The organism is Taklimakanibacter lacteus, from assembly GCA_003576695.1.
GTDB classification, from domain to species: domain Bacteria; phylum Pseudomonadota; class Alphaproteobacteria; order Rhizobiales; family Aestuariivirgaceae; genus Taklimakanibacter; species Taklimakanibacter lacteus.
Window position 1 is genome coordinate 112,545 of sequence record QOZQ01000006.1, and the last position, 22,802, is coordinate 135,346.

Sequence of the window (22,802 nt, forward strand, 5' to 3'; positions counted from 1 at the left end):
GGTGGGATAATGCTGAGCTCTCGAAAGAAGAAACCAGTGAACAAAATCAAAGGTGCCCGCGTCGGGTCACCCGTTACATTTGCTTGGGCTGCCGTTGCCGGTGAACTCAAGTCGGCACGGCTTTCAAAGAAGCTGACCATACGTGATCTTGCCAGTGAAGTCGGCTGCGATCACACGGTCATCTTCCGGCTCGAGCGATCGACGCCGGTTGCCGTCGAACATCTGCTCTCTTTGCTGCTGTGGCTGGGGCGCGAGCCATTCCAGTTCACCGCGGTTGAACGCAAGTTCAAGTCCAAGCTGGCACCGAGCATCGTCAAGAAGATTGCCGGCAAGGCTGGAAAGCAGGGGAAGTCCGGACGGCGCTGAAATGAACGAGCCGCAGTCCCATCCGTGCGTCATCGTCGGGTTGGGGTCTGGGGCTCGTTTGGATTATGTCGCACGTCGTGTCAGGGTCGGCGATCCCGTCGAGCTGGACCTTGCGCCTACGCGCTATGATCCGCTCACCGTCGCTGCCTATCACCAGGACCATCTGATCGGCTATGTCGCCCCTGGCTGGCGCTGGGTTGCGCATTCGCTTGAGCAGGGCATTCGCTACGCGGTCACCGTGACCGGCTTCGAATACGACACCCGCGACGAACTCTCGCGCATAGCGATCGGCATCACTGTCCTGCCGGACGAGCCTGTCGAAGAGCCCGGGAGGATGGCAGCCCCGGTCGGCAGGCCGCCTTCGCCGCCCGCACCCGGCACCGCGCCCTGGGCGCCGCTGATCATCCATGCGCCACGGCCGCGCTGGCCGATCGCCATTCCGCTGGCGCTGCTCGCCGCCGGCCTGGCTGCCGGCGCCTGGCTGTTGATGGAACGGGGCCTCTTGCCCCAACTCGGTCGGTTTGCCGGGGGCCCGTGAGCCTGCCTCACGCTGGGGCGCATCCCGGCGTGAGCTCACATCACCTGGGCTTCAAAACATGAAAGCCCTCACCTTACGGCAAGGGCTTTCGCGGGGTTCGGATCCGGGGGCAATGTCACCGTCCCCATACCAATTCTACACCAGAGTGTGACAGTTTGTAACGTGAATATAATTCATCATAAACCGGTCCATGCCGCTCCATAATCTATAGCATATCGCCCATTATTGGACGGCAATCCGATATCCACTTTTCCTGCCCTGACGCTTGCCTCCCCTTCATCAGAGGGCACCTCATCTGCTATCGGGGCTGATGGACATCCGCCAGCTTTCCTATCTATCCGCTCTCGCGCGGGAAAAGCACTTCACCCGCGCCGCCCAGGCCTGCAACATTTCGCAGCCGACGCTGTCCGGGCGCATCCGCCAGCTCGAGCAGGAACTGGGCGTGCCGATCGTCGAGCGCGGCCAGCGTTTCCATGGCCTCACCCCGGAAGGCGAGAGGGTGCTCAAATGGGCTCACACCATCCTCGACAACTGGCAGGCGATGCAGCAGGAGCTGGCCTCCATCAAGGGTCGCAAGGAGCAGCTGACCGGCCGGCTGGTGATCGGCGCCGTACCCTCCGCTTTGCCGATGGCGCCCCTCCTCACCCAGACCATGCAGGCCCAGCATCCTGGCGTCGACTTCACCGTCTATTCGCATTCGACCGCCGAAATCCTGCGTGGCCTCAATGACTTCTCCCTCGATGTCGGCATCGCCTATCTCGACAATGAGCCGATCGACGGGCTTGTCGCCTCGCCCCTCTATCGCGAGCGCTATTGCCTGTTCGTCGCTTCGACTCATCCGCTCGCCCAAAGAGAGAGCGTCTCCTGGCACGAGGCGGCGCAGGAACCTTTGTGCCTCCTGACTCCTAATATGCAGAACCGGCGGATCATCGACCGCGCCTTCCGTTCCGCCAACTGCCAGCCGCAGCCGCGCCTCGAGACCAACTCCATCGCCAATCTCTGGTCGAATGTGCGCTTCACCGGCCTCGCCAGCATCATGCCGGAATATTTCCTCGATGCGCTGGGCCCGATCACCGGCATCTCCGCCATTCCCCTGACCCACCCCGATGTCGAGCATGCCGTGGGCCTCCTGGTGGTCGACCGCGAGCCGCTGGCGCCCATCGTCGCCGCGCTGCAGCAGGTCGCCCTTGGCTTCGATCCCGCCGCTTTGCGCAAATCGCCCCCTCCTCATCGGGACTAGCAATCAATCCATCGGAACTACCGATTTGCTGCCGGCTGGCTGTTCCGGCATGAAATGACTATATTATTTGTACCCGGCGCCGGTCATCCGGCCAGGAAGGTTTGGCTCGATGTTGACGAAGCCTGAAGCATCACCGGACGGCGAACGTGCCCGTGACGTGTGCAGCCGCCATGGCAACCGCCCCGACGAACTGATCGAGATCCTGCATGAGGTGCAGGAACAGCTGGGCTGCGTGCCGGAAGCCGTCATTCCGGTCATCGCCAAGGCGATTAACCTCTCCCGCGCCGAAGTGCATGGCGTCGTCACCTTCTATCACGACTTCCGGAGCGTTCCGGCCGGCCGACATGTGGTGAAGATCTGCCGGGCCGAATCCTGCCAGTCGATGCAGAGCGAGGCGTTGTGCAGCCACGCCAAGGCGAGCCTCAAACTGGGCTTCGGCGAGACCAGTGCCGACGGCCAGGTGACGCTCGAAGCCGTCTACTGCCTCGGCAATTGCGCGCTGTCGCCGGCCATGATGGTTGATGGCGAGCTGCATGGCCGTGTCGATGCCAGCCGCTTCGACGAGATCATGGCCGAGACCTTGAGCGAGGCCACGCAATGACGAAGGTCTTCATCCCCGGCGATGCTGCAGCTCTTTCGATGGGCGCCGACAAGGTCGCCGCCGCCATCAGGAGCGAAGCCGACAAGCGCAAACTGAAAATCGAGATCATCCGCAACGGCTCGCGCGGACTTCTTTATCTCGAGCCGCTGGTCGAGGTCGAAACACCGAAGGGCCGCATCGCCTATGGACCGGTTGCCGCAAAGGATGTGGCTTCCCTCTTCGACGCCGACTTCCTCAAAGGTGGCAAGCACCGTCTTGGCCACGGGCCGACTGAAGAAATCGACTATCTTAAGAAGCAGGAACGTCTCACTTTCGCGCGCTGCGGCGTTATCGACCCGCTGTCGATCGAGGACTACATCGCCCATGGCGGCTATGCCGGCCTCAAAACAGCGCTCGCGAAATCGGGCGCCGAGATCGTCAAGGACGTGACCGACTCCGGCCTGCGCGGCCGTGGCGGTGCCGGCTTCCCGACCGGCATCAAATGGAAGACCGTTCTCGACGCCAGGGCCGACCAGAAATATGTCTGCTGCAATGCCGATGAGGGCGACAGCGGCACATTCGCCGACCGCATGCTGATGGAAGGCGATCCGCTGACGCTCATCGAAGGCATGACGATTGCCGGCATCGCGACGGGCGCCACAAAGGGCCTCATCTACATCCGCTCCGAATATCCCCATGCCATCGCCAAGATGAAGCAGGCGATCACCAAGGCGGTGGCGGCACGCTTCCTTGGCGACAACATCCAGGGCTCGGGAAAGAATTTCTCGCTGGTCGTGCGCACCGGCGCCGGCGCCTATATCTGCGGCGAAGAGACATCCATGCTCGAAAGCCTCGAAGGCAAGCGCGGCATGGTGCGCCCCAAGCCGCCGATCCCGGCGCTCGAAGGCCTGTTCGGCAAGCCGACCGTCATCAACAACGTGCTGAGCTTCGCCGCAGTGCCGGATATCCTGGCCAAGGGCGCGGAATTCTACAAGAATTACGGCATGGGCCGCTCGCGCGGCACGCTGCCCTTCCAGCTCGCCGGCAATATCAGGCAGGGCGGTCTCGTCGAGAAGGCTTTCGGCATCACTTTGCGCCAGCTGGTCGAGGAATTCGGCGGCGGCACGCATTCGGGCCGGCCCGCACGCGCCATCCAGGTGGGTGGGCCGCTCGGCTCTTACGTACCCGTATCGCAATTCGACATGCCGATGGATTACGAGACCTTCGCCGCCAATGGCGCGATGGTGGGCCATGGCGGCATCGTGGTGTTCGACGACACGGTCGATATGGCTCGGCAGGCGCGCTTCGCCATGGAGTTCTGCGCCATCGAATCCTGCGGCAAGTGCACGCCCTGCCGCATCGGTGCGGTGCGCGGCGTCGAGGTGATCGACCGCATCATTGCCGGCATCGAGCGCGACAAGAACCTGATCGTGCTCGACGACCTCTGCCAGACCATGGTCGACGGTTCGCTCTGCGCCATGGGCGGGTTGACGCCCATGCCGGTGCAAAGCGCCGTCAAGCATTTTCCCGAAGATTTCGACCGGCCTCCCGTGGCCCGGGCCGCTGAATAGGAGAGCGCGACATGGATACGCTCATCAAGGAAATCGATTACGGCACGCCGAAGTCCGACAGCACCAGGATGGTGACGCTCGAGATCGACGGCCATCAGGTCACCGTGCCGGAAGGCACCTCGATCATGCGCGCCGCGATGGAGCTTGGCACCAAGATCCCGAAGCTCTGCGCCACCGATTCGATGAAGAGCTTCGGCTCCTGCCGGCTGTGCCTGGTCGAGATCGAAGGCCGCAAGGGCACGCCCGCCTCCTGCACCACGCCGGTTGCTCCCGGCATCAAAGTCAAGACCCAGACCGACCACCTGGCCGATCTCCGCCGCGGCGTGATGGAGCTCTATATCTCAGACCATCCGCTCGACTGTCTCACCTGCGCCGCCAATGGCGACTGCGAATTGCAGGACATGGCGGGAGCGGTGGGCTTGCGCGAGGTGCGTTATGGCTATGAGGGCGACAACCACGTCTTCGCCAGGAGCAACGGCTCGGAGAATTTCCGCTACAAGCCCAAGGACGAGAGCAACCCCTATTTCACTTTCGATCCGGCCAAATGCATCGTCTGCTCGCGCTGCGTGCGCGCCTGCGAAGAGGTGCAGGGCACTTTCGCGCTCACCATCGACGGGCGCGGCTTCGCGTCCCATGTCTCGGCCGGCATGGACGAGGATTTCCTCGCCTCCGAATGCGTCTCTTGTGGCGCCTGCGTGCAGGCCTGCCCGACGGCGACGCTGACCGAGAAGTCGATCATCGCCAAGGGTCAGCCCGATCATTCGGTGGTGACGACCTGCGCCTATTGCGGCGTCGGCTGCTCCTTCAAGGCCGAGATGAAGGGCGATGAGGTCGTGCGCATGATGCCCTACAAGGATGGCGGCGCCAATGAGGGCCATTCCTGCGTGAAGGGCCGCTTCGCCTGGGGCTATGCCACCCACAACGACCGCATGATGAAGCCCATGGTGCGCGACAAGATCACCGATCCGTGGCGCGAAGTGTCATGGGACGAGGCGATCGATTTCACCGCCAGGCGCTTCAAGGAGATCCAGACCAGGCATGGCGTGGGTTCGGTCGGCGCCATCACCTCCTCGCGCTGCACCAATGAGGAAGTCTATGTGGTGCAGAAGATGGTCCGCGCCGCCTTCCACAACAACAATGTCGATACCTGCGCCCGCGTCTGCCATTCGCCCACGGGCTATGGCCTGAGCAAGACCTTCGGCACCTCCGCCGGCACCCAGGATTTCAAGTCGGTCGACAAGGCCGATGTGATCATGATCATCGGCGCCAACCCGACCGATGGCCATCCGGTCTTCGCCTCACGCATGAAGAAGCGCCTGCGCGAAGGCGCCAGGCTCATCGTCGTCGATCCGCGCCGCACCGATATCGTGCGTTCGCCGCATATCGAGGCCGAGTATCATCTGCCCCTGCAGCCAGGCACCAATGTCGCCGTCGTCAATGCATTGGCCCATGTCGTGGTGACGGAAGGCCTGGTGAAGCGCGACTATGTGGCCGAGCGTTGCGAGCCGGATGATTTTGCCCGCTGGGAAAAATTCATTGCCGATCCGAAGAACTCGCCCGAGGCGCTGGAGGCCATCACCGGCGTCAAGGCGGAGGATGTCCGCGCCGCGGCGCGGCTTTATGCGACGGCCGGCAATGGCGCCATCTATTACGGACTGGGCGTCACCGAGCACAGCCAGGGCTCGACCATGGTGATGGGCATGGCCAATCTGGCCATGGCGACCGGCAATATCGGCCGTGAAGGTGTCGGCGTTAACCCGCTGCGCGGCCAGAACAATGTCCAGGGCTCCTGCGACATGGGTTCGTTCCCGCATGAATTCACCGGCTACCGTCATATTTCCGACAACACGGTGCGCGACCTCTTCGAGAAGGTGTGGAGCACCGCGCTCGATCCGGAGCCGGGCCTGCGCATCCCCAACATGTTCTCGGCCGCCATTGACGGCTCGTTCAGGGGCCTCTTTGTGCAGGGTGAGGACATCGCGCAATCCGATCCCAACACCAAGCATGTCAACTCCGCGCTTGAGTCGCTCGAATGCCTCGTCGTGCAGGATCTCTTCCTCAATGAGACGGCGGCCTTCGCCCATGTCTTCCTGCCCGGCACCTCCTTCCTCGAGAAGGACGGCACCTTCACCAATGCCGAGCGCCGCATCAACCGCGTGCGCCCGGTGATGGCGCCGAAGCAGGGCATGCAGGAATGGGAAGTCGTGGCCCGGATCGCGACCGCCATGGGCTATCCGATGAGCTATTCATCGGGCGCCGAAATTATGGACGAGATCGCCAAGGTGACGCCGACCTTCGCCGGCGTCAGCTTCGAGAAGCTCGATCGCCTGGGCTCGGTGCAATGGCCGTGCAATGACGCAGCCCCCGAGGGAACGCCGACCATGCATGTCGGGAAGTTCGTGCGTGGCAAGGGCCGCTTCATGCTCACCGAATTCGTAGCCACCGATGAGCGCACCAACCGCTCCTTCCCGCTGATCCTGACGACGGGCCGGATTCTGAGCCAGTACAATGTCGGCGCCCAGACGCGGCGCACCGCCAATGTCGCCTGGCATCCCGAGGACGTGCTCGAGATCCACCCGCATGATGCCGAAGTGCGCGGCATAAGGGAGGGCTCGATGGTGTCTCTCACGAGCCGCATCGGCGCCATCACCTTGCGCGCCGTCATCGCCGACCGCATGCCGCAAGGTGTCGTCTACACCACCTTCCACCATCCGGTCACCGGCGCCAATGTGATCACCACCGAATATTCCGACTGGGCCACCAATTGCCCGGAATACAAGGTGACCGCGGTGCAAGTGACTCCGTCCAACCAGCCCTCCGACTGGCGGACGGAATGGGAGCAGCGCGAGACCGAGCACAAGCGCGTCGCCATCAAGCCGCTGGTCGCGGCCGAGTAGGCTGATGACCGTGCGGCCCGATCTTCCCCGCGATGCCGAGCGCGCGACATCGCGCCCGGCCGAGGGGCGGCTGTACCGCGCCGATGGCTCGAATACGGGCCTCGTCTGGCAATTGCCGGAGGAAGTGCCGGTGGCGATCATGCACAATTCGGTCTCGACCGCGGTGATGATGGCGACTCCTGCCGATCTGGAGGATTTCGCCGTCGGCTTCTCGCTGTCGGAAGGCTTCGTCACCGACGCGGCCTCCATCCGCAATGTCGTGGCGCTGAGCGTCGAGAACGGCTTCTGCGTCGATATCGCGGTCGATGAGAAGGCTCTGAAGCCCCGCACCGCCCGGGCACTCGAAGGCCGCACCGGTTGCGGCCTGTGCGGTGTCGAGGACATTGCCGATGTCGTCAAGCCGACGGCGCCCGTCAAGCAAGCCTTCGCGCTCGATCCTGTTTCGGTCCAGAGAGCCTTCGCCGGCCTGCCGGTCCTTCAGCCGATGAATCGCGTCAATCATTCCGTCCATGCCGCCGCCTGGGTGACGCCCCAAGGCGAGATCAGGCTGGTGCGCGAGGATATCGGCCGCCACAATGCGCTCGACAAATTGCTCGGCGCGGTGACGCGCCAGGGCCTCGATCGCAATTCAGGCTTCGTCGCCATGACCAGCCGCTGCAGTTTCGAGCTGGTGCAGAAATGCGCGCAAATGGGAATTGCCCATCTGGTCACCATCTCGGCGCCGACCGGTCTTGCCCTCCATCTGGCGCAAGGGGCGGGCATGACTCTCGCCAGCCGCTCGCCCGACGGCATTGTATGCTTTCACTAGCATCGGCCCGAAAAGTTGCAGACTTTTCGGAAAAGCCGATGCGACGAGTAAATGAACAGGATTGAATATGAGCGATCACAAAGAGATCCAGCGCATGGCGAACCAGATCGCCAAGGCTTTCGGGGCCTATCCCGAGGAGCAGGCGATCAAGGAAACCGCCAATCATATCAAATCCTTCTGGGATCCGCGCATGCGCAAGCAACTGGCCGAGATCATCGCCAGGGACAAGACAGCCCTGAACCCTGTGGCTCTCGCTGCCGGCAGGCAACTCGGTCTGGGCTGAGACGAAACCCCTTCGGAATCGGCCTCCAGGCCATCTTTTCTCCGCCTCAATTGCCGGTTAGACAGTTCCGGCGATGGGCGAACAATCTCCTTTTCCGACGGTCCTGATCACCGGCGCCTCGGGCGGCATCGGCGAGGCCTTTGCCCATGTGGCGGCGGCCGAAGGCCATCCTTTGATCCTGGTGGCGCGCACCGAGGCCGAATTGCACCGGGTGCGCGGCGTGGTCATTGCCCGCTATGCGGTGCCGGTGTCGATCATCGTGCTCGACCTCGGCAAGCCCGGCGCCTGCGACGAGCTCGCCAATGAGCTGGAAGCCCGCAAGCTCGTCCCCGACATCCTCATCAACAATGCCGGTTTCGGCCTCATCGGCAAGGCGGCCGAGCTGTCGCGCGCCGACCAGCTGCAGATGATCGACCTGAATGTCCGTGCACTGACCGATCTCACCTTGCGCTTCCTTCCCGGCATGATCGCCAAGGGGTCGGGCGGCATCATCAATGTCGCCTCGACCGCAGGCTTCATGCCCGGCCCCAATATGGCGGTCTATTTCGCCACCAAGGCCTATGTCCTTTCCTTCACCGACGCGCTCTATGAGGAGACCAAGGGCTCGGGCGTGACGCTGACCAATTTGAGCCCCGGCCCGGTCGAGACCGGCTTCCAGCGCCGCGCCGGCATGAAGCAGGCACGCTCCTTGAGCCGTGTGGTGCCCAAGACCGCCATGGCTGTCGCCCAGGCGGGCTGGGCCGGCTTCAAGGCAGGTGAGCGCGTGGTCGTGCCGGGCACCATGAACAAGCTGGCCGCCTATGCGCTGAGGGGCGCGCCGCGCCGGGTGATCCTGCCGGTCCTCAAGCGCGCCATGGGCATGGCGAAAGCGCGCTGACGCGACGGCCGCGGATAAAATTCCGCCAATTTTGCGCATGCCAGCCATCGGCGGGCCTCCTCTCGACGCTTGCCGGAATTTTGTGTCACCCTTGCGAATCATGGCTTCCGGCAAGATCCTGATCATCCTTCATTCCGAGACCTCCTCGCCCGGCCGCGTCGGGCACATGCTGGAGGAGCGGGGCTACCTGCTCGACATCCGCCGGCCCTGTCTGGGCGACAGCCTGCCCGAGACACTGGCCGAGCATGAGGGCGCCGCGATCTTCGGCGGTCCGATGAGCGCCAATGACTGCGACGCCTTCATCCGCGATGAGACCGACTGGATCGCCGTCCCGCTCAAGGAGAAAAAGCCCTTTCTCGGCATCTGCCTCGGCGCCCAGATGCTGGCACGCCATCTCGGCGGCAAGGTTGGCCCGCATGATGAGGGCCTGGTCGAGATCGGCTACTATCCGCTCGTCCCCACTGATGAGGGCCGCAAGCTTGGGCCCTGGCCCGCCACTGTCTATCACTGGCATCGCGAGGGCTTCACTCTGACACAGGGCTGCGAGCTCCTCGCCCAGGGTGAGACCTTCGCCAACCAGGCCTTCCGCTATGATGATGTGGCCTATGGCTTGCAATTCCATCCCGAGGTCACGCGCCTCATGATGCATCGCTGGTCTGTCAGGGGCGCCCATCGTTTCGCGCTCAAAGGCGCACAGCATGGCGCCGAGCATCTCTCAGGTCAGATTCAATATGACGCGCCGGTGCGCCAATGGCTCACGGGTTTCCTTGATCACTGGCTGAAACCCTCGCCCGCCAAGCAAGCCATGGCTTGACTTGCCCCCAGGTTATAGGACAGGCTCTTCACCATCTATTAACTATCTGAAAAAGTTCAATTTTTAGCTATTTGGAAACTTCGCTGCGCCATCATCCTCGGCAAGGCTCTCGAGGGTGAATTTGAGCGGGGCCGCGGCCGGGATAGGGTATTGCGTACCCGGCGGAAATTCTGGAACGGGGAGCGCCTGTGGCCTCCCCGTTTTTTCTTCGTGGCCAGGCCCGACCCGGCCATCCAGTTCCTGACGCGGCCGGTCAGCCCTTGCTTCGCAGCGTCTCGACATCGGTTTCGCCCACATACCAGTCGCGGGCGAGAACCTCCTCGAAGACGACCCAGACATCATTCTTCGTGAGTCCGGTCTCCCTGGTGATCGCGTCAGTCACCGCCTGGCTGATCCGGGCTTTCTTGCCCTTCGGATCGGCGGCGATGACCTCCTTGACGATGCGGATATTGACGAAAGGCATGGCCGCACCTCAGCAGAGCTTGACTCCATTGACCATCAGGCGCACCGCATAGAGCGACGTCGTCCCGCAGATATAGAGGACATTGCGCTTGTTCCCGCCCCAGGCGCAGTTGGCCACCACTTCCGGCACCTTGACCTTGCCGATCAGCGTGCCGTCCGGGTCGTAGCAATGGATGCCGTCGGCGGCACTGGTCCAGATGCGCCCATCGGTGTCGAGCCGGAAGCCGTCGAACAGACCGGCTGTGCAATCGGCGAACACTTCACCGCCCGAGACCTTGTTCTTGTCGCTGACCTTGAACACCCGCATATGGGCCGGATTCTGCGCGCCGTGGGTGCGCCCGGTATCGACGACATAGAGCAGCTTCTCGTCCGGCGAGAAAGCGATGCCGTTGGGGCGCACCATGTCGGTGATCACCGCCTCGATCTCTCCCTTCTTCGGATCGATGCGATAGACATGACAGGCGCCGATCTCGCTTTCGGCCTTGTTGCCCTCATAGTCGCTGTCGATGCCATAGGCGGGATCGGTGAACCAGATCGAGCCGTCCGATTTCACCACCACGTCATTGGGTGAATTGAGGCGCTTGCCCTTCCATTTGTCGGCGAGCGTGGTGACCGAGCCGTCATGCTCGGTACGGCTGACGCGCCGCCCGCCATGCTCGCAGGTGATGAGCCGGCCCTTGCGGTCGGTGGTGTTGCCGTTGCTGTTGCCGGCAGGCTGGCGGAAAACCGAGACCGAACCATCGGTCTCGTCATAGCGCAGCATGCGGTCGTTCGGGATATCGGACCAGACGAGGAAGCGCCCGGCCGGGAAATAGACCGGCCCCTCGGCCCAGCGGCAGCCGGTATGGAGCTTGTCGACATGCGCATTGCTGTTGAACAGGCGCGCAAAGCGTGTGTCGAGGACCTCGTAATAGTCGGAAGTAGCCATCTTTCCACCTTTTGAAGTTCTGATTGCCCGGAGGGAAAAAACGGGAAAGTCGGGAGGGATAACGCTCAATCTGGCAAGAATCACCCGCTCTGTCACGCTGGATAGCTCGAAAAAGAACAGAATCCACCCCAAATGGGACATGACGGCATATCGCCGTGCTCCTCAAATCCCGCCCTAAGCCTGGATGGGGAAGGGTGAGCATCATGAGTTTGGCAAAGTGGCGCAAGGGCCTGTTGCTGCTTGTATCGATGGTCTGCCTGGGAGCCTGTACCGGCCGGCCGTTGCAATCGGTGTCGTTGGATGGCGAGGAATTGCCCTATTTCGGGATAATCTATTCTCTCCCGCGGGGATATCTGCCGGTGTCGATCAAGACGGACGCAAGCAACAACGTAGTCATCACCGAGCCGACGCAGAAAATTCTGCCCGATCCGAATACGAAATTCTCGCTTACCCTGAGAAACAGCGCCTTCGCGCATGACGACCAGACCGTGACAACGACGGCTGATGGCTTGCTGTCCACTGTGAATGCCATCAACGAAGACCAGAGCGTGGAGATCGTCAAGAAGATCATCGAGCTCGTTACCAACGTAGCGAAGGTCGGCGTGGTCAGGCTGGCAGCGCCGAGGCAGTTCTCGGTCACGACGGTCATCGACCCGTTCAATCCACGCGGCGAATTGCACCGGCTGGAAGAAATCACCGGTTTCAAGTTCGCCATCACGGATTTGTCGGGCGCGAAACTGCCACGCTACGACGAAGAATACGAGCGGCAGGTCACGGCCAGTTGCGATGCCAGTGTGTGTTTCAGAATTCTGACCCCGGTGATGCTGACGATTTCGGGTCAGAGCAAGGAAAGTGAGGTCCTCGCCCGCTTTGTCGTTCTGGTGCCGAATCCCCGCCTGATTGGAACCTATGATGTGAGAAGGGGGCCCTGCATCAAGAAGACCAACGAGCTGGCATTCACGAACGGCGTCCTGACGAAGATCCGCGTCGACAAGCCGAGCGAAGTCCTGGGCTGCCTTTCGATACCGATCGATGTCGCCAAGGCGATCGTTAGCATTCCGGCTGAGCTGTTCAAGGTCAAGCTCGAGAATATCGGCCGCGACACGCAATTGGCGCAGGCGCAGACACAGGCAATCAATGCGCAGATCGCCTTGCTCAACGCCCAGGCTGCCTATCTGGCGCGCCAGCCCGCCCCGCCGCCTGCGCAGAATTGATCGGTGACGGCCGTATCAACTGTTCACGCCTTCGCGTCTCGCGATCCTGCGGTTGAATCAATCCTGCGCGAAGCCGCCGAATATCCGGCAGGTCTCGGCGGCCGCGGCATGTCCCTCCACCAAGCATTCCGCGACGGGCCTGCCCGCGAGATGCGCCGACAGGAATCCGGCAATGAAGCTGTCGCCGGCGCCGGTCGTGTCCGTGACCGCAACCGGCAGCGCCGCGCCGCGGAAGAATTCACCACCTGAGGTGGCGAGCGATCCAAGCGGGCCGCGCATGATGACGGCAAGCTTTGCACCGCCTGCAAGTGTTCGCTCGGCAAAGGCGCGCGCTTCGGCTTCGCTGCCGTCGGAAGAGATGAAAGCGATGGTGAGAGCGTCGGGCGTGATGTTCCGAGGCTCGGCATTGACCGAAAGGTCCTGCGAGACGCTCACCCCTGCCTGCACGAGCGCCCGCTTGGTGATGCCCGCATCATCGAGCCAGCCTATATGGACATGGCGCATCTTCATGAGCCGGATCATGTCTCTTTCATCGGGACGGTAGCCGCGGCAGACGCCGAAATCCTCCGACACGAAGTGACGGTCGCCGTCAGCGCCGGTGGCGATGACCGTGTGCGAGGTGCGTCCGCCGGCGATCGTCCTGAGCGAGGTCACATCGACGCTCTGCGACGCGAGGACCTCTCGGGTTCGTCGCCCCTCCGGGTCATCGCCGACGGCGCCGAAATAAGCGGTCTCATGTCCGGCGCGGGCCAGATTGACCGCCACATTGACCGCATTGCCGCCGACCAGAGCGCGGTCGATCGGCGGCAGGTAGCGGTCGATGCAATTGTCGCCGACAGTCGCGATGCGGGCGATCATGCGGCGTTGCCGAGGCATGATGAATTCGCGCCGCGCGGTCTCCCCCATTCGTCATGGCCGGGCCTCGACCCGGCCATCCAGACTTGACGCCATCTGGCTGTTGTATGGAGGGACTGGATGGCCGCCTCAAGGGCGGCCATGACGAGCTGGGTAAGTGATCGCCTCAGAACACTGCCTTTCAATAGGCGACGCGCTTGTAATAGCGCCGGGTGGTCAGCGGATGATTGCGCAATTGCTCGATATGCGCGGAGAGGCGCTCGAGCTGGGTGGCGAGGATGACCGGCGACAGCAGCGCCCGCAGCGCCGGCGGGATATCGGGCAGGCTGGCTTCGCGCGGATCGATGACGGTGAGCTTGTCCGTATATTGCCGGGCGAATTGCTCGACGCGCTCGCCCACGGGCCGGTACTCGTCCTCACTCTTGAACAGGACGACGCTGACACCTTTCTCGACCAGCTCGAGCGTGCCGTGGAAGAAATCGGAGGCATGCACCGGGCGAGTGCGGATCCACTGCATCTCTTCCAGGATGCACATGCCGTAATAGAAGGCCTGCGGCCAGGCGGAGCCGGCGCCGGTGATGATGTGATAGGGCTCGTCCTTGAATTTTGCGGCAAGCGCCCCGGCGCGCGCCTCGAAGCCTGACTTCGCCGCGAGCAGCGCCTGCGGCAGCCGCGCGAAGGCGGGCGCCAGCACCTTGTGGAGATTGGCTTCGCCGCGATGCTGCAGCAGGGACAGAGCCAGCAGCAGGCCCTGGATATAGAAGGATTCCGACGACGTATCGTCCTCGGCGAAATTGACGAAGGCGCGGTCGGCCTGTCTGCCGAGCGGCGTGTCGGCATGGCCGACAAGGGTGAGGATGCGCGCCCCGCGGGCGCGGCAGAAATCGAGCGCCGCGATGCTTTCCCTGGTGGTGCCCGAAAGCGACGGGATCACGACCAGCGAGCGGGGGCCGAGCGAGCGGTGATCGGTGAGCACGAGCTCGGCCGATCGTTCGGTGAAGACTTTCAGGCGCGAATGGCTGGCGAGGAAGGAGGCGGCCGGATACATGAGGATGGCGGCCCCGCCGGTGCCGAGGAAGAACACGCTGTCGATGCCTTCCGCCACGTAGCGCGCCGCGGCCGCGTCGATTTCGGCTGCGAGCGCAACGGCTCCGGTCTCGATCTTGAGGAAACGCTCGGCGTCGAAATTCAGCATGGGATCTCTCGGCAATCTTACGTTGGGACCGCCCGGATTTAATGAAAGCGGTTCTGTTTCAAACGGTTGCAGCCAGCGGGGCTCCCTGGTCGGCCCCGATGTGCTACACGAAGCCTTCCGTCGGAATCAAGTGACATAAGGGGGGCAACGAAATGCCCGGCAAGACGTCCAAAAAGCCGAAGAAGGTCGCAAAGAAAGCCGCTGCCAAGAAGACAGCGGTCAAACCGAGGAAGCCGCTGGCAAAACCGAAGTCCGGGGAGCCGGTCCTCCTCTCAGGCGGCAACCCGCAGATCGCCAAGGCCTATGGCGACGCGCCCGTCCAGGCCTATATCGCGGCCATGCCGGGCTGGAAGAGCGGCGTCTGGCGCCATCTCGACGCGCTCATCACCCGCACTGTCCCCAATGTGCGCAAGGCGGTCAAATGGAACTCGCCGCTTTACGGCATGGAGGACGACATCTGGTTCCTTGGCGTCCATTGCTTCGACAAATATATCAAGGTGGCCTTTTTCCGCGGCGCGTCGCTGCGCCCCGTCCCTCCGGACCCCTCCAGGCAGAAGGAGGTCCGCTATCTGAACATTCGCGAGGACGCCGATCTCGATGAAGCCCAGTTCGCCAGCTGGGTTAAGCAGGCCAGCCGATTGCCCGGCGAAAAGATGTGACGGCCATGACCTTGCAGAGCTTTGCTGCAAGGTCCTCGTCCCGGAAGAGTGATCTTCAAGACGGTGTGAAGCGATGCGCTAGCCGCGCAGACGATCCGCCAGAACGGACAGCGCATCGGCAAGCCGGCGCACCGTTTCCGGTGGAGGAAGCGGGATCTTGAGACTCCTGGCCCCGGTGGCGGGATCCTGCTCGATTCGCAACTGTGCCTGAGCGCCTGAAGCGGCGGGCATCGTCAGGAGATCGATGAGCTGAACGCCAAGCCGCGCCACGGCGAGCCATGGATCGGCATCACCGTCACGCGACGACGCTTCGGCGGCACCAGCGGGCGCGATTGTCGCGGCCATCGCGGGTTCGGCATCTTTGCTTGCCTCATCCGCAGGCATCGTGATGCCATTGGTCATTTCCTCGGTCGGCGCCACCGTCTCGCCTTGCCCCATTCGTCCGGTGACATTCTCCACTTCCTTCATGAACCGGGTGAGGCGCGAGCCGCCGAGCGAGATTTCCCCGCTGCCGCCGTCGAGAATCCCCGCCGACAGGGAGCGCTTGAATGCCAGCACCGAAAGCATGCCTTCCTCGATGGTTCCCTTGGCCACGAGATTGACGATCTGCACCGGCCGCGTCTGGCCCATGCGATGGATGCGCCCGATACGCTGCTCGAGGATCGCCGGATTCCACGGCAGATCGAAATTGACGAGGGTCGATGCGTGCTGCAGGTTGAGTCCGGTGCTGCCGGCATCGGTGGACAGGAATACGCGGCAGGCCGGATCGTCGCGGAATCGCTCGACCAGTGCGGGGCGCTTATCGGAAGGCACGCCGCCATGGAAGCTCACATGGCCAAGACCGCGCGCATTCAGGCGGCGAGCGATGATCTCGTGGGTCCTGGTCCATTGTGAAAACACCACCACCTTGGCTTGCGGTCCTGCCAACAGGCCATCAAGAAGCGCCGCCAGCTCGTCGGCCTTGACGCCATGGTCGGTTTCCTGGTCGAGCAGATACGTGCTGTTGCAGGACATGCGCATGTTCTGCAGGGCGCAGGTCATGCGCCGCTGGTCACGCTCCGACAGATAGCGGGTCCGGCGCCAGCGCTGCACGATCTTTGCGACCTCATCGGCATTTTCACGATGATAGCGCATTTGCGCCTCGGTCATCGGCACCAGGAGATTCTGGTCGATCCGGCCCGGCAATTGCCGCAGCACCTCGGCCTTGCGCCGGCGGATCATGACGGGGGCCAGCGTCCGCCCGATCTTCTCAAGCCCGGTATAGCCGGTGACGCGGCCGGCTTCGTCCTTCACCTGATGCTCATGCAAGAGCTTCCAGGTCGGTCCCAGCCGGTATTGATCGACAAACTGGACAATCGAGATGAGCTCCTCCAGCTTGTTTTCCAACGGCGTGCCGGTGAGCACCACCGCGAAGGGACTGTCGATCCGCTTCAGGGCGCGCGCCGCGATCGTATTCCAGTTCTTCACCCGCTGCGCTTCATCGACGATCACCAGCTCGGGGGCCCACGCGGCGATCAGATCGAGATCCGTGTCGAGCTTCTCGTAGTTGGTGATCTTGCAGAAGTGCTCCAGAGCATAGTCCTTTTGCCTTTGCGCCCGCCCGCCGGAAAGGACGCGAATGGTCTCCGTATCCCGCCCGGAGAACCGCGTGATCTCATTGTGCCACTGATATTTGAGCGATGTCGGACAGACGACCAGGACCTTCGAGATGCCGAAATGCCGTGCCAATATCTCCATCGCCGCGATCGCCTGAACGGTCTTGCCGAGGCCCATATCGTCGCCGATCAAGGCCCGTCCGGCGCGCACCGCAAACAGCACACCTTCGGCCTGATATGGAAAGAGCGGCACCTTGAGCAGCTTGGTCAGTCCCGGATCATCGACGCCACGTGGGAAAATCCTGTCCAGCGCGAGTGCCCGGTTTTCCGCATCGCGGCAACCGGCGATGAAATCGAGAGCGTCGTCATAGGCCCGCAACTCATGCCCGCTTCTGGAAGCGAGGGCCATGAAGCGATCCAGCGCAACGAAGCGCTCAGGCGGCAGCAGGCCATTCCTCCCGGCGTCGAACAACTCTCCGGCGGCCTTGCGCAAAGCCGGCGGACAATCGGTCCCGGCACGAAAATGTATGCTGCGCCGACCGTCATTGCGCAGATACAATTCGGAAAACATCGGCTGATAGCCGCGCGCGAACGCTTTCTTTGCACCTCTTTTCTTCTCCAGCCGGGCGAGGGTGAACTCGATATGCTTGCAGGTGCCGAGCTCGCTGGTGGCGTAATCGGGGCATGAGCAGAAGTTCCCGCCCGGTCCCTTTCCGCGGATCGCCACGCGATAGCTGGACTTCGACGCGGGATTGCTGATGCGGAACTCCGAGAAGAAGGGCTCATCGCCGAGATTCTCCATGCCGAAGCTCTGTTCTCGACCGAACTGGCGGCGCAAGCCGCGCTGCCATTCCGCGGGAGAAAGACCGGAAGGCGAGTGACTGCGAGAGAGCTTAGCCTCTCTGCTCCTGATCGGCCTGGTTTGGGCCGCCACCGACTTGCGTTCGAGTCTCACTTGTCCCCACTCGCTTGATTTGACGGCTCGATTTTGCCACGCGCGGGGCATGCCGGTAGACTCAAACGAGCCGATTTCAACAGATTCTCACGATGCGCGTCCGGCGGAGCGGTCCCCGGAGCGCCCATCGTATTGCAAAACGCGCTACACTCGTCTACATACCGTCTCTAACAGGAGACTTGCCATGGCTCGCGCCGTCAAACGTAAGGAACACCCTCTTTCGATGAGGCTGCCCGAAACAGACATTGCCATTATCGACCGCGCGGCTTCCTTGCGCGGCCGTTCGCGCACCGACTTTGTGCGCGAGGCAGCAGTACGAGCGGCCGAGGATGTGTTGATGGAGACGTCGCCCATTCGAATGAGTTCCGCCGGTTTCAAGGCTTTCCTCACCGCGCTCTCCGGTCCGGCCAAGCCGGTTGCGGAAATGGTTGACCTCCTTCGGCGCAGGGCTCCATGGGAGACATCTGGTTCAAAAGCCAAAGGTTGAAACTTGCCGATCTCCGGCCCCGAGCCCCTGACGGCCGCCCATGATCTTTCCGAGTTTTCGTGCGGCAAGCCCTCTCTCGACCGATGGCTGAGGACGCGAGCGTTGTCCAATCAGGAAAAAGGCTTTACCGCGGTTCTTGTTGTTCACGAGGACCAACACGTCATCGGCTATTACGGCCTTGCCCCCACCGCCGTCATACCGGCAACGCTGCCACGCTCCGTCCGGACCGGACAACCGCCCGACCCCGTTCCCTGTCTCCTACTGGGTCAACTTGCGACAGACCAGCGCTGGACTGGCCAGGGGATTGGCACCAGCCTGCTCAAGCATGCGCTGCAACGCTGTGTCACTGCCGCGGGCCTCATCGGCGGTCGCGCCTTGATCGTCAACGCCGTCGACGTCGAAGCCGCGGAATTCTGGCGTCGGCGCGGCTTCATTCCATCGCGTGATGATCCGCTGGTTCTGTTCCGGTCGATTGCCGATATCGCGGCGTCAATTGGCGCTTCCGCTGCCTGACGGCAATCGGCACCGCATTTCACGAAACCACGTCTTTTCAAGAGCTTACAGGGACTGGTGGAGCAGAGGGGGATCGAACCCCTGACCTCGGCATTGCGAACGCCGCGCTCTCCCAACTGAGCTACTGCCCCTTAGCTAGGACGGGGCTGTGTAGGGTCCGACAGCGCCACTGTCAAGCTTTGGCCGCCTTGCATGGGGGGCTTCGGCCCTTTACATCAGACACCAGCTTTCCTCAGGCCTAGGATCCCAGCATGCACCCCATTTTGTGGCTCATCCTCACCATTCTCGACATCTATTTCTGGATCCTGATCGCCATGGTGGTGATGAGCTGGCTCGTCGCCTTCAACATCATCAACAACCACAACAATTTCGTCCGCCAGGTCAATTATGCGCTCTACCGGCTGACCGATCCGGTGTTGCGGCCGATCCGCCGCTTCCTGCCCGATCTCGGCGGCCTCGATATATCGCCCATCATCGCCATCATCGCTCTGCAGTTCATCCGCTATCTCGTCGTCTATTACGGTGTGCGCCTGCTTTGACGCGGCTGCCCTTCAAGCCCGATCGGGAAGGGGGCCTCCTCTTCCTGCGCGTGACGCCCAAATCCGCCCGGGCGGAAGTCTCGGGTCTCCATGAAGGCGCCGATGGCCGCGTGTCGCTCCAGGTCAAAGTCAGGGCGCAACCGGAAAAGGGCAAGGCCAATGAAGCGGCTATCGAGCTTCTGGCCGACGCTTTCGGCTTGCCCAAGAGGGCTTTCACCATCACCGCCGGTGAGACCGACCGCCTGAAGACGGTCAGGATCGCCGGCAACGCCACCGAAATCGAGCGACGGCTCGCAACACTCGTTCAGGACCAGACGACATGACCGCAAAAATCATCGACGGAAAGGCCTATGCCGAGGGCCTGCGCGCCCGCATCGCCAGGGCGGTGAAGGAGCTCGAGACCAGGCACGGTCTCAAGCCCGGCCTCGCGGTCGTTCTGGTCGGCGAAGACCCGGCGAGCAAGGTCTATGTCGCCAACAAGGCGAAGCAGACGGTCGAGGTCGGCATGAATTCCTGGGAGCATCGCCTCCCCGCCACGACCTCGGAGAAGGATCTCCTCGCCCTCGTCGACAAGCTCAACACCGATCCCGCCGTGCATGGCATATTGGTGCAGCTGCCGCTGCCCAAGCAGATCGATTCGACCAAGGTGCTGAGCGCGATTGATCCGGCCAAGGATGTCGACGGCTTCCATGTGGTCAATGTCGGCAAGCTCGCCACCGGCCAGGACGCGCTCGTCGCCTGCACCCCGGTCGGCTCGGTGATGCTGGCCAAGGATGCGATGGGCTCGCTCGAAGGCCTCGAGGCTGTCGTCATCGGCCGCTCCAATATTGTCGGCAAGCCGGTGGCCCAGCTTCTGTTGCAGGAGAACTGCACCGTCACGATCGCGCATTCGAAGACGAAGGATCTTCCCGGTGTCGTGCGCCGCGCCGATCTCGTCATCGCCGCGGTCGGAAGGCCCGAGATGGTGAAGGGCGACTGGATCAAGCCCGGCGCCTGCGTCATCGATGTCGGCATCAACCGCATCGAGCGCGACGGCAAGGGCAAGCTCGTCGGCGATTGCGACTATGCGTCCTGCGCCAGGGTGGCGGGCTCGATCACCCCGGTGCCGGGCGGTGTCGGCCCGATGACCATTGCCTGCCTGCTGCACAATACGGTGCGCGCCGCCTGCGCGCAGAAGTCGCTGCCCGTTCCCGACATGTAGGCGCGAAGCGCGTCGGCGACAGCAAGGTCACCGCGCGATGCGCGTCGAGAGGATGATCGAGGACAAGGTGCGCTCGACACCCGGAGTCTCGCCGATGCGGTCGATCAGCCGGTCGAGATCGGCGATCGAGGGTGCCGCGATGATGGCGATCAGGTCATAGGGACCATTGACCGAATAGAGCGCCGTCACCTCGTGGATCGCATTGAGCTCGGCCGTCACCGCGGTGAGCGATTTGGGCGCGATGGTGACCAGCACATGCGCGCGGATGAGATTGCTCAGATAGGCATCCGACAATCTGACGCCATAGCCGGCAATGATGCCTTGCTGCTCCAGCCGCTCGATCCTGGCCTGGACCGTGGTGCGCGACAGGCCGAGCTTGCGGGCCAGCGTCGCGACCGGCATGCGCGCATCCTCGCCAAGCAGCGCCAGCAATTGCCGGTCTTTGTCCGTAATTTGCATTCTGTCCTGTCTCAATGGCGATTTGCCTAGATTTATACTGCAAACTGGATAAATCGACACTGGAAATCGAAAGGCATGGCCTGCATCCTGTTACCCGACGAACAGGCCAGGAGGTCACGCCATGAAAGACATCGTGGTCATGGGGGCCGGCAAGATCGGCGGCGCCATCGCCAGCATGCTGGCGGCAAGCGGCGATTACCGCGTCACCATCGCCGACCGCAACGAAGCGCAATTGGCAACCATCACGCCCCATCGCGCTTTGTCGACGGCCAAGGTGGACATCGCCGACGGCGCGGCACTCGCTACGCTGCTCGCCGGCCGCTATGCCGTCCTCTCCGCCGCACCCTTCCATCTCACCCGCCAGGTGGCCGAGATCGCCGCCCGCGCCGGCGTGCATTATCTCGATCTGACCGAGGATGTCGCCACCACGCGCAAGGTCGAGGCGATGGCGGCGGGCGCCGCGACGGCGCTCATTCCGCAATGCGGCCTGGCGCCGGGCTTCATCTCGATCGTCGCCCATGATCTCACGCGCCATTTCGACACGCTCGACAGCGTGCGCATGCGCGTCGGCGCGCTGCCGCAATATCCCTCGAATGCGCTCAATTACAATCTCACCTGGAGCACCGACGGGCTCATCAACGAATATATCGAGCCCTGCGAGGCGATCGTCGAAGGCAGGCTGGTGACGATGCCGGCGATGGAAGAGCGCGAGGAGTTCTCGCTCGACGGCGTCACCTACGAGGCCTTCAACACTTCGGGCGGCCTCGGCACCCTGGCGAAGACGCTGGAAGGCCGGGTGCGCACCATGAACTACCGCACCATCCGCTATCCGGGCCACCAGGCCATCATGAAGGCGCTGCTGAACGATCTCAACCTGCGCAACCGCCGCGAGGTGCTGAAGGATCTGTTCGAGAACGCGCTTCCCGCCACGATGCAGGATGTCGTGGTCATCTTCGTCACCGTCTGCGGCTGGAAGGACGGGCGCTATCTCCAGGAGACCTATGCCCGGAAAGTCTATGCCGGCACCGTCGCCGGCGAAGAGATGAGCGCCATCCAGATCACCACCGCTTCCGGCATCTGCGCCATCCTCGACCTTCTCGCTTCGGGCAAATTGCGCCGCCAGGGCTTCGTGCGCCAGGAAGAAGTGGCCCTCGCCGACTTCCTCGCCAACCGGTTCGGGCGACACTATGACCCGCAGCCGGTCAGGCTTGCCAAGGCCGGATAGCTAGGCCTTTTCTTTCTTCGCCCGTTCGATCGCCTCGACGATCATCTGCTCGGCCTGCGCCGCATCGCCCCAGCCCTTGACCTTGACCCACTTGCCACTCTCGAGATCCTTGTAGTGCACGAAGAAATGCTCGATCTGCTGCAGCGTGATCTCGGGCAGATCCTTGTAGCTATGCACATTCTCATAGCGGCGCGTGAGCCTGGGCACCGGCACGGCGACGATCTTCTCATCGCCCCCCGCTTCGTCCTGCATGAACAGGACGCCGACCGGGCGCACCGCCACCACGGCACCCGGCACGATGCCGCGCTGATTGGCGATGAGGACGTCACAGGGGTCGCCATCGAGCGACAGCGTATGCGGGATGAAGCCGTAATTGCCGGGATAGCGCATCGACGTATAGAGGAAGCGGTCGACCACCAGCGTGCCCGCCGCCTTGTCCATCTCATATTTGATGGGTTCGCCGCCGACCGGGACTTCCACCACGACATTGACTTCCTTCGGTGGATTCTTGCCGATCGATATGGCATCAATACGCATGCGG

25 protein-coding genes and 1 tRNA gene are annotated in these 22,802 nt (G+C 62.8%); 18 read left to right on the top strand and 8 right to left on the bottom strand.

Features of this window, described 5'->3' with window-relative positions:
• The first annotated feature begins 36 nt into the window (after positions 1 to 36).
• The 10 genes from DT068_RS13460 to DT068_RS13505 all read left to right on the top strand — a co-directional run bounded on the left by DT068_RS13460 (position 37) and on the right by DT068_RS13505 (position 9,974).
• Complete coding sequence (locus DT068_RS13460; RefSeq protein ID WP_119390365.1) at positions 37 to 366, top strand: helix-turn-helix transcriptional regulator; 330 nt, start codon at positions 37 to 39, stop codon at positions 364 to 366.
• A 58-nt stretch (positions 367 to 424) separates the two neighbouring features.
• Positions 425 to 904 carry a hypothetical protein gene (locus DT068_RS13465; RefSeq protein WP_119390366.1) on the top strand — a complete coding sequence of 160 codons (480 nt, stop codon included), beginning with the start codon at positions 425 to 427 and terminating at the stop codon, positions 902 to 904.
• 310 nt (positions 905 to 1,214) lie between these two features.
• Complete coding sequence (locus DT068_RS13470) at positions 1,215 to 2,144, top strand: LysR family transcriptional regulator (protein ID WP_119390367.1); 930 nt, start codon at positions 1,215 to 1,217, stop codon at positions 2,142 to 2,144.
• A gap of 109 nt (positions 2,145 to 2,253) precedes the next feature.
• Positions 2,254 to 2,745 carry a formate dehydrogenase subunit gamma gene (locus tag DT068_RS13475; RefSeq protein ID WP_119390368.1) on the top strand — a complete coding sequence of 164 codons (492 nt, stop codon included), beginning with the start codon at positions 2,254 to 2,256 and terminating at the stop codon, positions 2,743 to 2,745.
• Positions 2,742 to 4,295, top strand: coding sequence for a formate dehydrogenase beta subunit (locus DT068_RS13480; protein WP_119390369.1), 1,554 nt, complete (start codon positions 2,742 to 2,744; stop codon positions 4,293 to 4,295). The genes DT068_RS13475 and DT068_RS13480 overlap by 4 nt, the downstream gene beginning before the upstream one ends.
• Positions 4,296 to 4,306: 11 nt before the next feature.
• Entirely contained in the window at positions 4,307 to 7,192 is a 2,886-nt protein-coding gene (gene fdhF, locus DT068_RS13485; RefSeq protein WP_119390370.1) for a formate dehydrogenase subunit alpha, read from the top strand.
• Positions 7,193 to 7,196: 4 nt separating this feature from the next.
• Positions 7,197 to 8,000: a formate dehydrogenase accessory sulfurtransferase FdhD gene (fdhD, locus tag DT068_RS13490; protein ID WP_119390371.1), complete on the top strand. Its 804-nt coding sequence runs from the start codon at positions 7,197 to 7,199 to the stop codon at positions 7,998 to 8,000.
• A gap of 67 nt (positions 8,001 to 8,067) precedes the next feature.
• Complete coding sequence (locus DT068_RS13495) at positions 8,068 to 8,283, top strand: formate dehydrogenase subunit delta (protein ID WP_119390372.1); 216 nt, start codon at positions 8,068 to 8,070, stop codon at positions 8,281 to 8,283.
• A gap of 73 nt (positions 8,284 to 8,356) precedes the next feature.
• A complete protein-coding gene (locus tag DT068_RS13500) occupies positions 8,357 to 9,160 on the top strand; it encodes an SDR family NAD(P)-dependent oxidoreductase (protein ID WP_119390373.1) in 804 nt (267 codons plus the stop codon).
• Between the two features lie 100 nt (positions 9,161 to 9,260).
• The gene (locus DT068_RS13505) at positions 9,261 to 9,974 is read left to right on the top strand and encodes a glutamine amidotransferase (protein ID WP_119390374.1); all 714 of its coding nucleotides are present in this window, start codon (positions 9,261 to 9,263) and stop codon (positions 9,972 to 9,974) included.
• A gap of 253 nt (positions 9,975 to 10,227) precedes the next feature.
• Here DT068_RS13505 and DT068_RS13510 read toward each other — a convergent pair whose 3' ends face one another.
• Positions 10,228 to 10,437, bottom strand: a complete 210-nt coding sequence (locus tag DT068_RS13510; RefSeq protein WP_119390375.1) for a tautomerase family protein — start codon at positions 10,435 to 10,437, stop codon at positions 10,228 to 10,230.
• Positions 10,438 to 10,446: 9 nt separating this feature from the next.
• Complete coding sequence (locus DT068_RS13515) at positions 10,447 to 11,364, bottom strand: SMP-30/gluconolactonase/LRE family protein (protein WP_119390376.1); 918 nt, start codon at positions 11,362 to 11,364, stop codon at positions 10,447 to 10,449.
• Between the two features lie 203 nt (positions 11,365 to 11,567).
• Between DT068_RS13515 and DT068_RS13520 the strand changes: the two genes are divergently transcribed.
• Positions 11,568 to 12,578 (top strand): hypothetical protein, encoded by a 1,011-nt coding sequence (locus DT068_RS13520; protein ID WP_119390377.1) that lies wholly within the window; start codon positions 11,568 to 11,570, stop codon positions 12,576 to 12,578.
• 57 nt (positions 12,579 to 12,635) lie between these two features.
• Here DT068_RS13520 and DT068_RS13525 read toward each other — a convergent pair whose 3' ends face one another.
• Together DT068_RS13525 and DT068_RS13530 are read right to left on the bottom strand one after the other, a co-directional pair.
• Positions 12,636 to 13,454 carry a PfkB family carbohydrate kinase gene (locus tag DT068_RS13525; protein WP_368904706.1) on the bottom strand — a complete coding sequence of 273 codons (819 nt, stop codon included), beginning with the start codon at positions 13,452 to 13,454 and terminating at the stop codon, positions 12,636 to 12,638.
• 160 nt (positions 13,455 to 13,614) lie between these two features.
• Complete coding sequence (locus tag DT068_RS13530) at positions 13,615 to 14,628, bottom strand: SIS domain-containing protein (RefSeq protein ID WP_119390378.1); 1,014 nt, start codon at positions 14,626 to 14,628, stop codon at positions 13,615 to 13,617.
• A 152-nt stretch (positions 14,629 to 14,780) separates the two neighbouring features.
• On the opposite strand from DT068_RS13530, the gene DT068_RS13535 reads away from it, so the two are divergent.
• On the top strand, positions 14,781 to 15,287 hold the full coding sequence (locus DT068_RS13535; RefSeq protein WP_119390379.1) for a DUF1801 domain-containing protein: 507 nt from the start codon (positions 14,781 to 14,783) through the stop codon (positions 15,285 to 15,287).
• 78 nt (positions 15,288 to 15,365) lie between these two features.
• On the opposite strand, the gene DT068_RS13540 is transcribed toward DT068_RS13535, so the two are convergent.
• Positions 15,366 to 17,720: a DEAD/DEAH box helicase gene (locus tag DT068_RS13540; protein WP_368904707.1), complete on the bottom strand. Its 2,355-nt coding sequence runs from the start codon at positions 17,718 to 17,720 to the stop codon at positions 15,366 to 15,368.
• 301 nt (positions 17,721 to 18,021) lie between these two features.
• On the opposite strand from DT068_RS13540, the gene DT068_RS13545 reads away from it, so the two are divergent.
• Both DT068_RS13545 and DT068_RS13550 read left to right on the top strand, forming a co-directional pair.
• On the top strand, positions 18,022 to 18,324 hold the full coding sequence (locus DT068_RS13545) for a type II toxin-antitoxin system TacA family antitoxin (RefSeq protein WP_119390381.1): 303 nt from the start codon (positions 18,022 to 18,024) through the stop codon (positions 18,322 to 18,324).
• Positions 18,325 to 18,426: 102 nt separating this feature from the next.
• Positions 18,427 to 18,837, top strand: coding sequence for a GNAT family N-acetyltransferase (locus DT068_RS13550; RefSeq protein WP_438816432.1), 411 nt, complete (start codon positions 18,427 to 18,429; stop codon positions 18,835 to 18,837).
• 55 nt (positions 18,838 to 18,892) lie between these two features.
• Here DT068_RS13550 and DT068_RS13555 read toward each other — a convergent pair.
• Positions 18,893 to 18,968: transfer RNA gene (locus tag DT068_RS13555), tRNA-Ala, on the bottom strand.
• A 120-nt stretch (positions 18,969 to 19,088) separates the two neighbouring features.
• Between DT068_RS13555 and DT068_RS13560 the strand changes: the two genes are divergently transcribed.
• Genes DT068_RS13560 through folD form a run of 3 tightly spaced genes read left to right on the top strand, consistent with a single transcriptional unit; the run spans position 19,089 to position 20,577 of the window.
• Entirely contained in the window at positions 19,089 to 19,376 is a 288-nt protein-coding gene (locus tag DT068_RS13560; RefSeq protein WP_119390383.1) for a YggT family protein, read from the top strand.
• A complete protein-coding gene (locus DT068_RS13565) occupies positions 19,373 to 19,699 on the top strand; it encodes a DUF167 domain-containing protein (protein ID WP_119390384.1) in 327 nt (108 codons plus the stop codon). The genes DT068_RS13560 and DT068_RS13565 overlap by 4 nt, the downstream gene beginning before the upstream one ends.
• A complete protein-coding gene (gene folD, locus DT068_RS13570) occupies positions 19,696 to 20,577 on the top strand; it encodes a bifunctional methylenetetrahydrofolate dehydrogenase/methenyltetrahydrofolate cyclohydrolase FolD (protein ID WP_119390385.1) in 882 nt (293 codons plus the stop codon). The genes DT068_RS13565 and folD overlap by 4 nt, the downstream gene beginning before the upstream one ends.
• A 27-nt stretch (positions 20,578 to 20,604) precedes the next feature.
• On the opposite strand, the gene DT068_RS13575 is transcribed toward folD, so the two are convergent.
• Positions 20,605 to 21,036, bottom strand: a complete 432-nt coding sequence (locus DT068_RS13575; RefSeq protein WP_119390386.1) for an Lrp/AsnC family transcriptional regulator — start codon at positions 21,034 to 21,036, stop codon at positions 20,605 to 20,607.
• 121 nt (positions 21,037 to 21,157) lie between these two features.
• Between DT068_RS13575 and DT068_RS13580 the strand changes: the two genes are divergently transcribed.
• A complete protein-coding gene (locus tag DT068_RS13580) occupies positions 21,158 to 22,261 on the top strand; it encodes a saccharopine dehydrogenase family protein (protein WP_119390387.1) in 1,104 nt (367 codons plus the stop codon).
• Here the strand turns inward: DT068_RS13580 and ppa are convergent, their stop codons facing one another.
• On the bottom strand, positions 22,262 to 22,798 hold the full coding sequence (ppa, locus tag DT068_RS13585; RefSeq protein ID WP_119390388.1) for an inorganic diphosphatase: 537 nt from the start codon (positions 22,796 to 22,798) through the stop codon (positions 22,262 to 22,264). It lies immediately after the preceding gene.
• Positions 22,799 to 22,802 lie beyond the last annotated feature (4 nt).

Excerpts from the sequence above, each read along its gene's own strand:
- fdhF (WP_119390370.1), top strand. The coding sequence starts at position 4,307 with ATGGATACGCTCATCAAGGAAATCGATTACGGCACGCCGAAGTCCGAC.
- DT068_RS13535 (WP_119390379.1), top strand. The coding sequence starts at position 14,781 with ATGCCCGGCAAGACGTCCAAAAAGCCGAAGAAGGTCGCAAAGAAAGCC.
- DT068_RS13505 (WP_119390374.1), top strand. The coding sequence starts at position 9,261 with ATGGCTTCCGGCAAGATCCTGATCATCCTTCATTCCGAGACCTCCTCG.
- fdhD (WP_119390371.1), top strand. The coding sequence starts at position 7,197 with ATGACCGTGCGGCCCGATCTTCCCCGCGATGCCGAGCGCGCGACATCG.
- folD (WP_119390385.1), top strand. The coding sequence starts at position 19,696 with ATGACCGCAAAAATCATCGACGGAAAGGCCTATGCCGAGGGCCTGCGC.
- DT068_RS13530 (WP_119390378.1), bottom strand. The coding sequence starts at position 14,628 with ATGCTGAATTTCGACGCCGAGCGTTTCCTCAAGATCGAGACCGGAGCC.
- DT068_RS13510 (WP_119390375.1), bottom strand. The coding sequence starts at position 10,437 with ATGCCTTTCGTCAATATCCGCATCGTCAAGGAGGTCATCGCCGCCGAT.
- DT068_RS13525 (WP_368904706.1), bottom strand. The coding sequence starts at position 13,454 with ATGCCTCGGCAACGCCGCATGATCGCCCGCATCGCGACTGTCGGCGAC.
- DT068_RS13500 (WP_119390373.1), top strand. The coding sequence starts at position 8,357 with ATGGGCGAACAATCTCCTTTTCCGACGGTCCTGATCACCGGCGCCTCG.
- DT068_RS13580 (WP_119390387.1), top strand. The coding sequence starts at position 21,158 with ATGAAAGACATCGTGGTCATGGGGGCCGGCAAGATCGGCGGCGCCATC.
- DT068_RS13575 (WP_119390386.1), bottom strand. The coding sequence starts at position 21,036 with ATGCAAATTACGGACAAAGACCGGCAATTGCTGGCGCTGCTTGGCGAG.
- DT068_RS13480 (WP_119390369.1), top strand. The coding sequence starts at position 2,742 with ATGACGAAGGTCTTCATCCCCGGCGATGCTGCAGCTCTTTCGATGGGC.
- DT068_RS13560 (WP_119390383.1), top strand. The coding sequence starts at position 19,089 with ATGCACCCCATTTTGTGGCTCATCCTCACCATTCTCGACATCTATTTC.
- DT068_RS13515 (WP_119390376.1), bottom strand. The coding sequence starts at position 11,364 with ATGGCTACTTCCGACTATTACGAGGTCCTCGACACACGCTTTGCGCGC.
- DT068_RS13475 (WP_119390368.1), top strand. The coding sequence starts at position 2,254 with ATGTTGACGAAGCCTGAAGCATCACCGGACGGCGAACGTGCCCGTGAC.
- DT068_RS13470 (WP_119390367.1), top strand. The coding sequence starts at position 1,215 with ATGGACATCCGCCAGCTTTCCTATCTATCCGCTCTCGCGCGGGAAAAG.
- DT068_RS13520 (WP_119390377.1), top strand. The coding sequence starts at position 11,568 with ATGAGTTTGGCAAAGTGGCGCAAGGGCCTGTTGCTGCTTGTATCGATG.
- DT068_RS13545 (WP_119390381.1), top strand. The coding sequence starts at position 18,022 with ATGGCTCGCGCCGTCAAACGTAAGGAACACCCTCTTTCGATGAGGCTG.
- ppa (WP_119390388.1), bottom strand. The coding sequence starts at position 22,798 with ATGCGTATTGATGCCATATCGATCGGCAAGAATCCACCGAAGGAAGTC.
- DT068_RS13495 (WP_119390372.1), top strand. The coding sequence starts at position 8,068 with ATGAGCGATCACAAAGAGATCCAGCGCATGGCGAACCAGATCGCCAAG.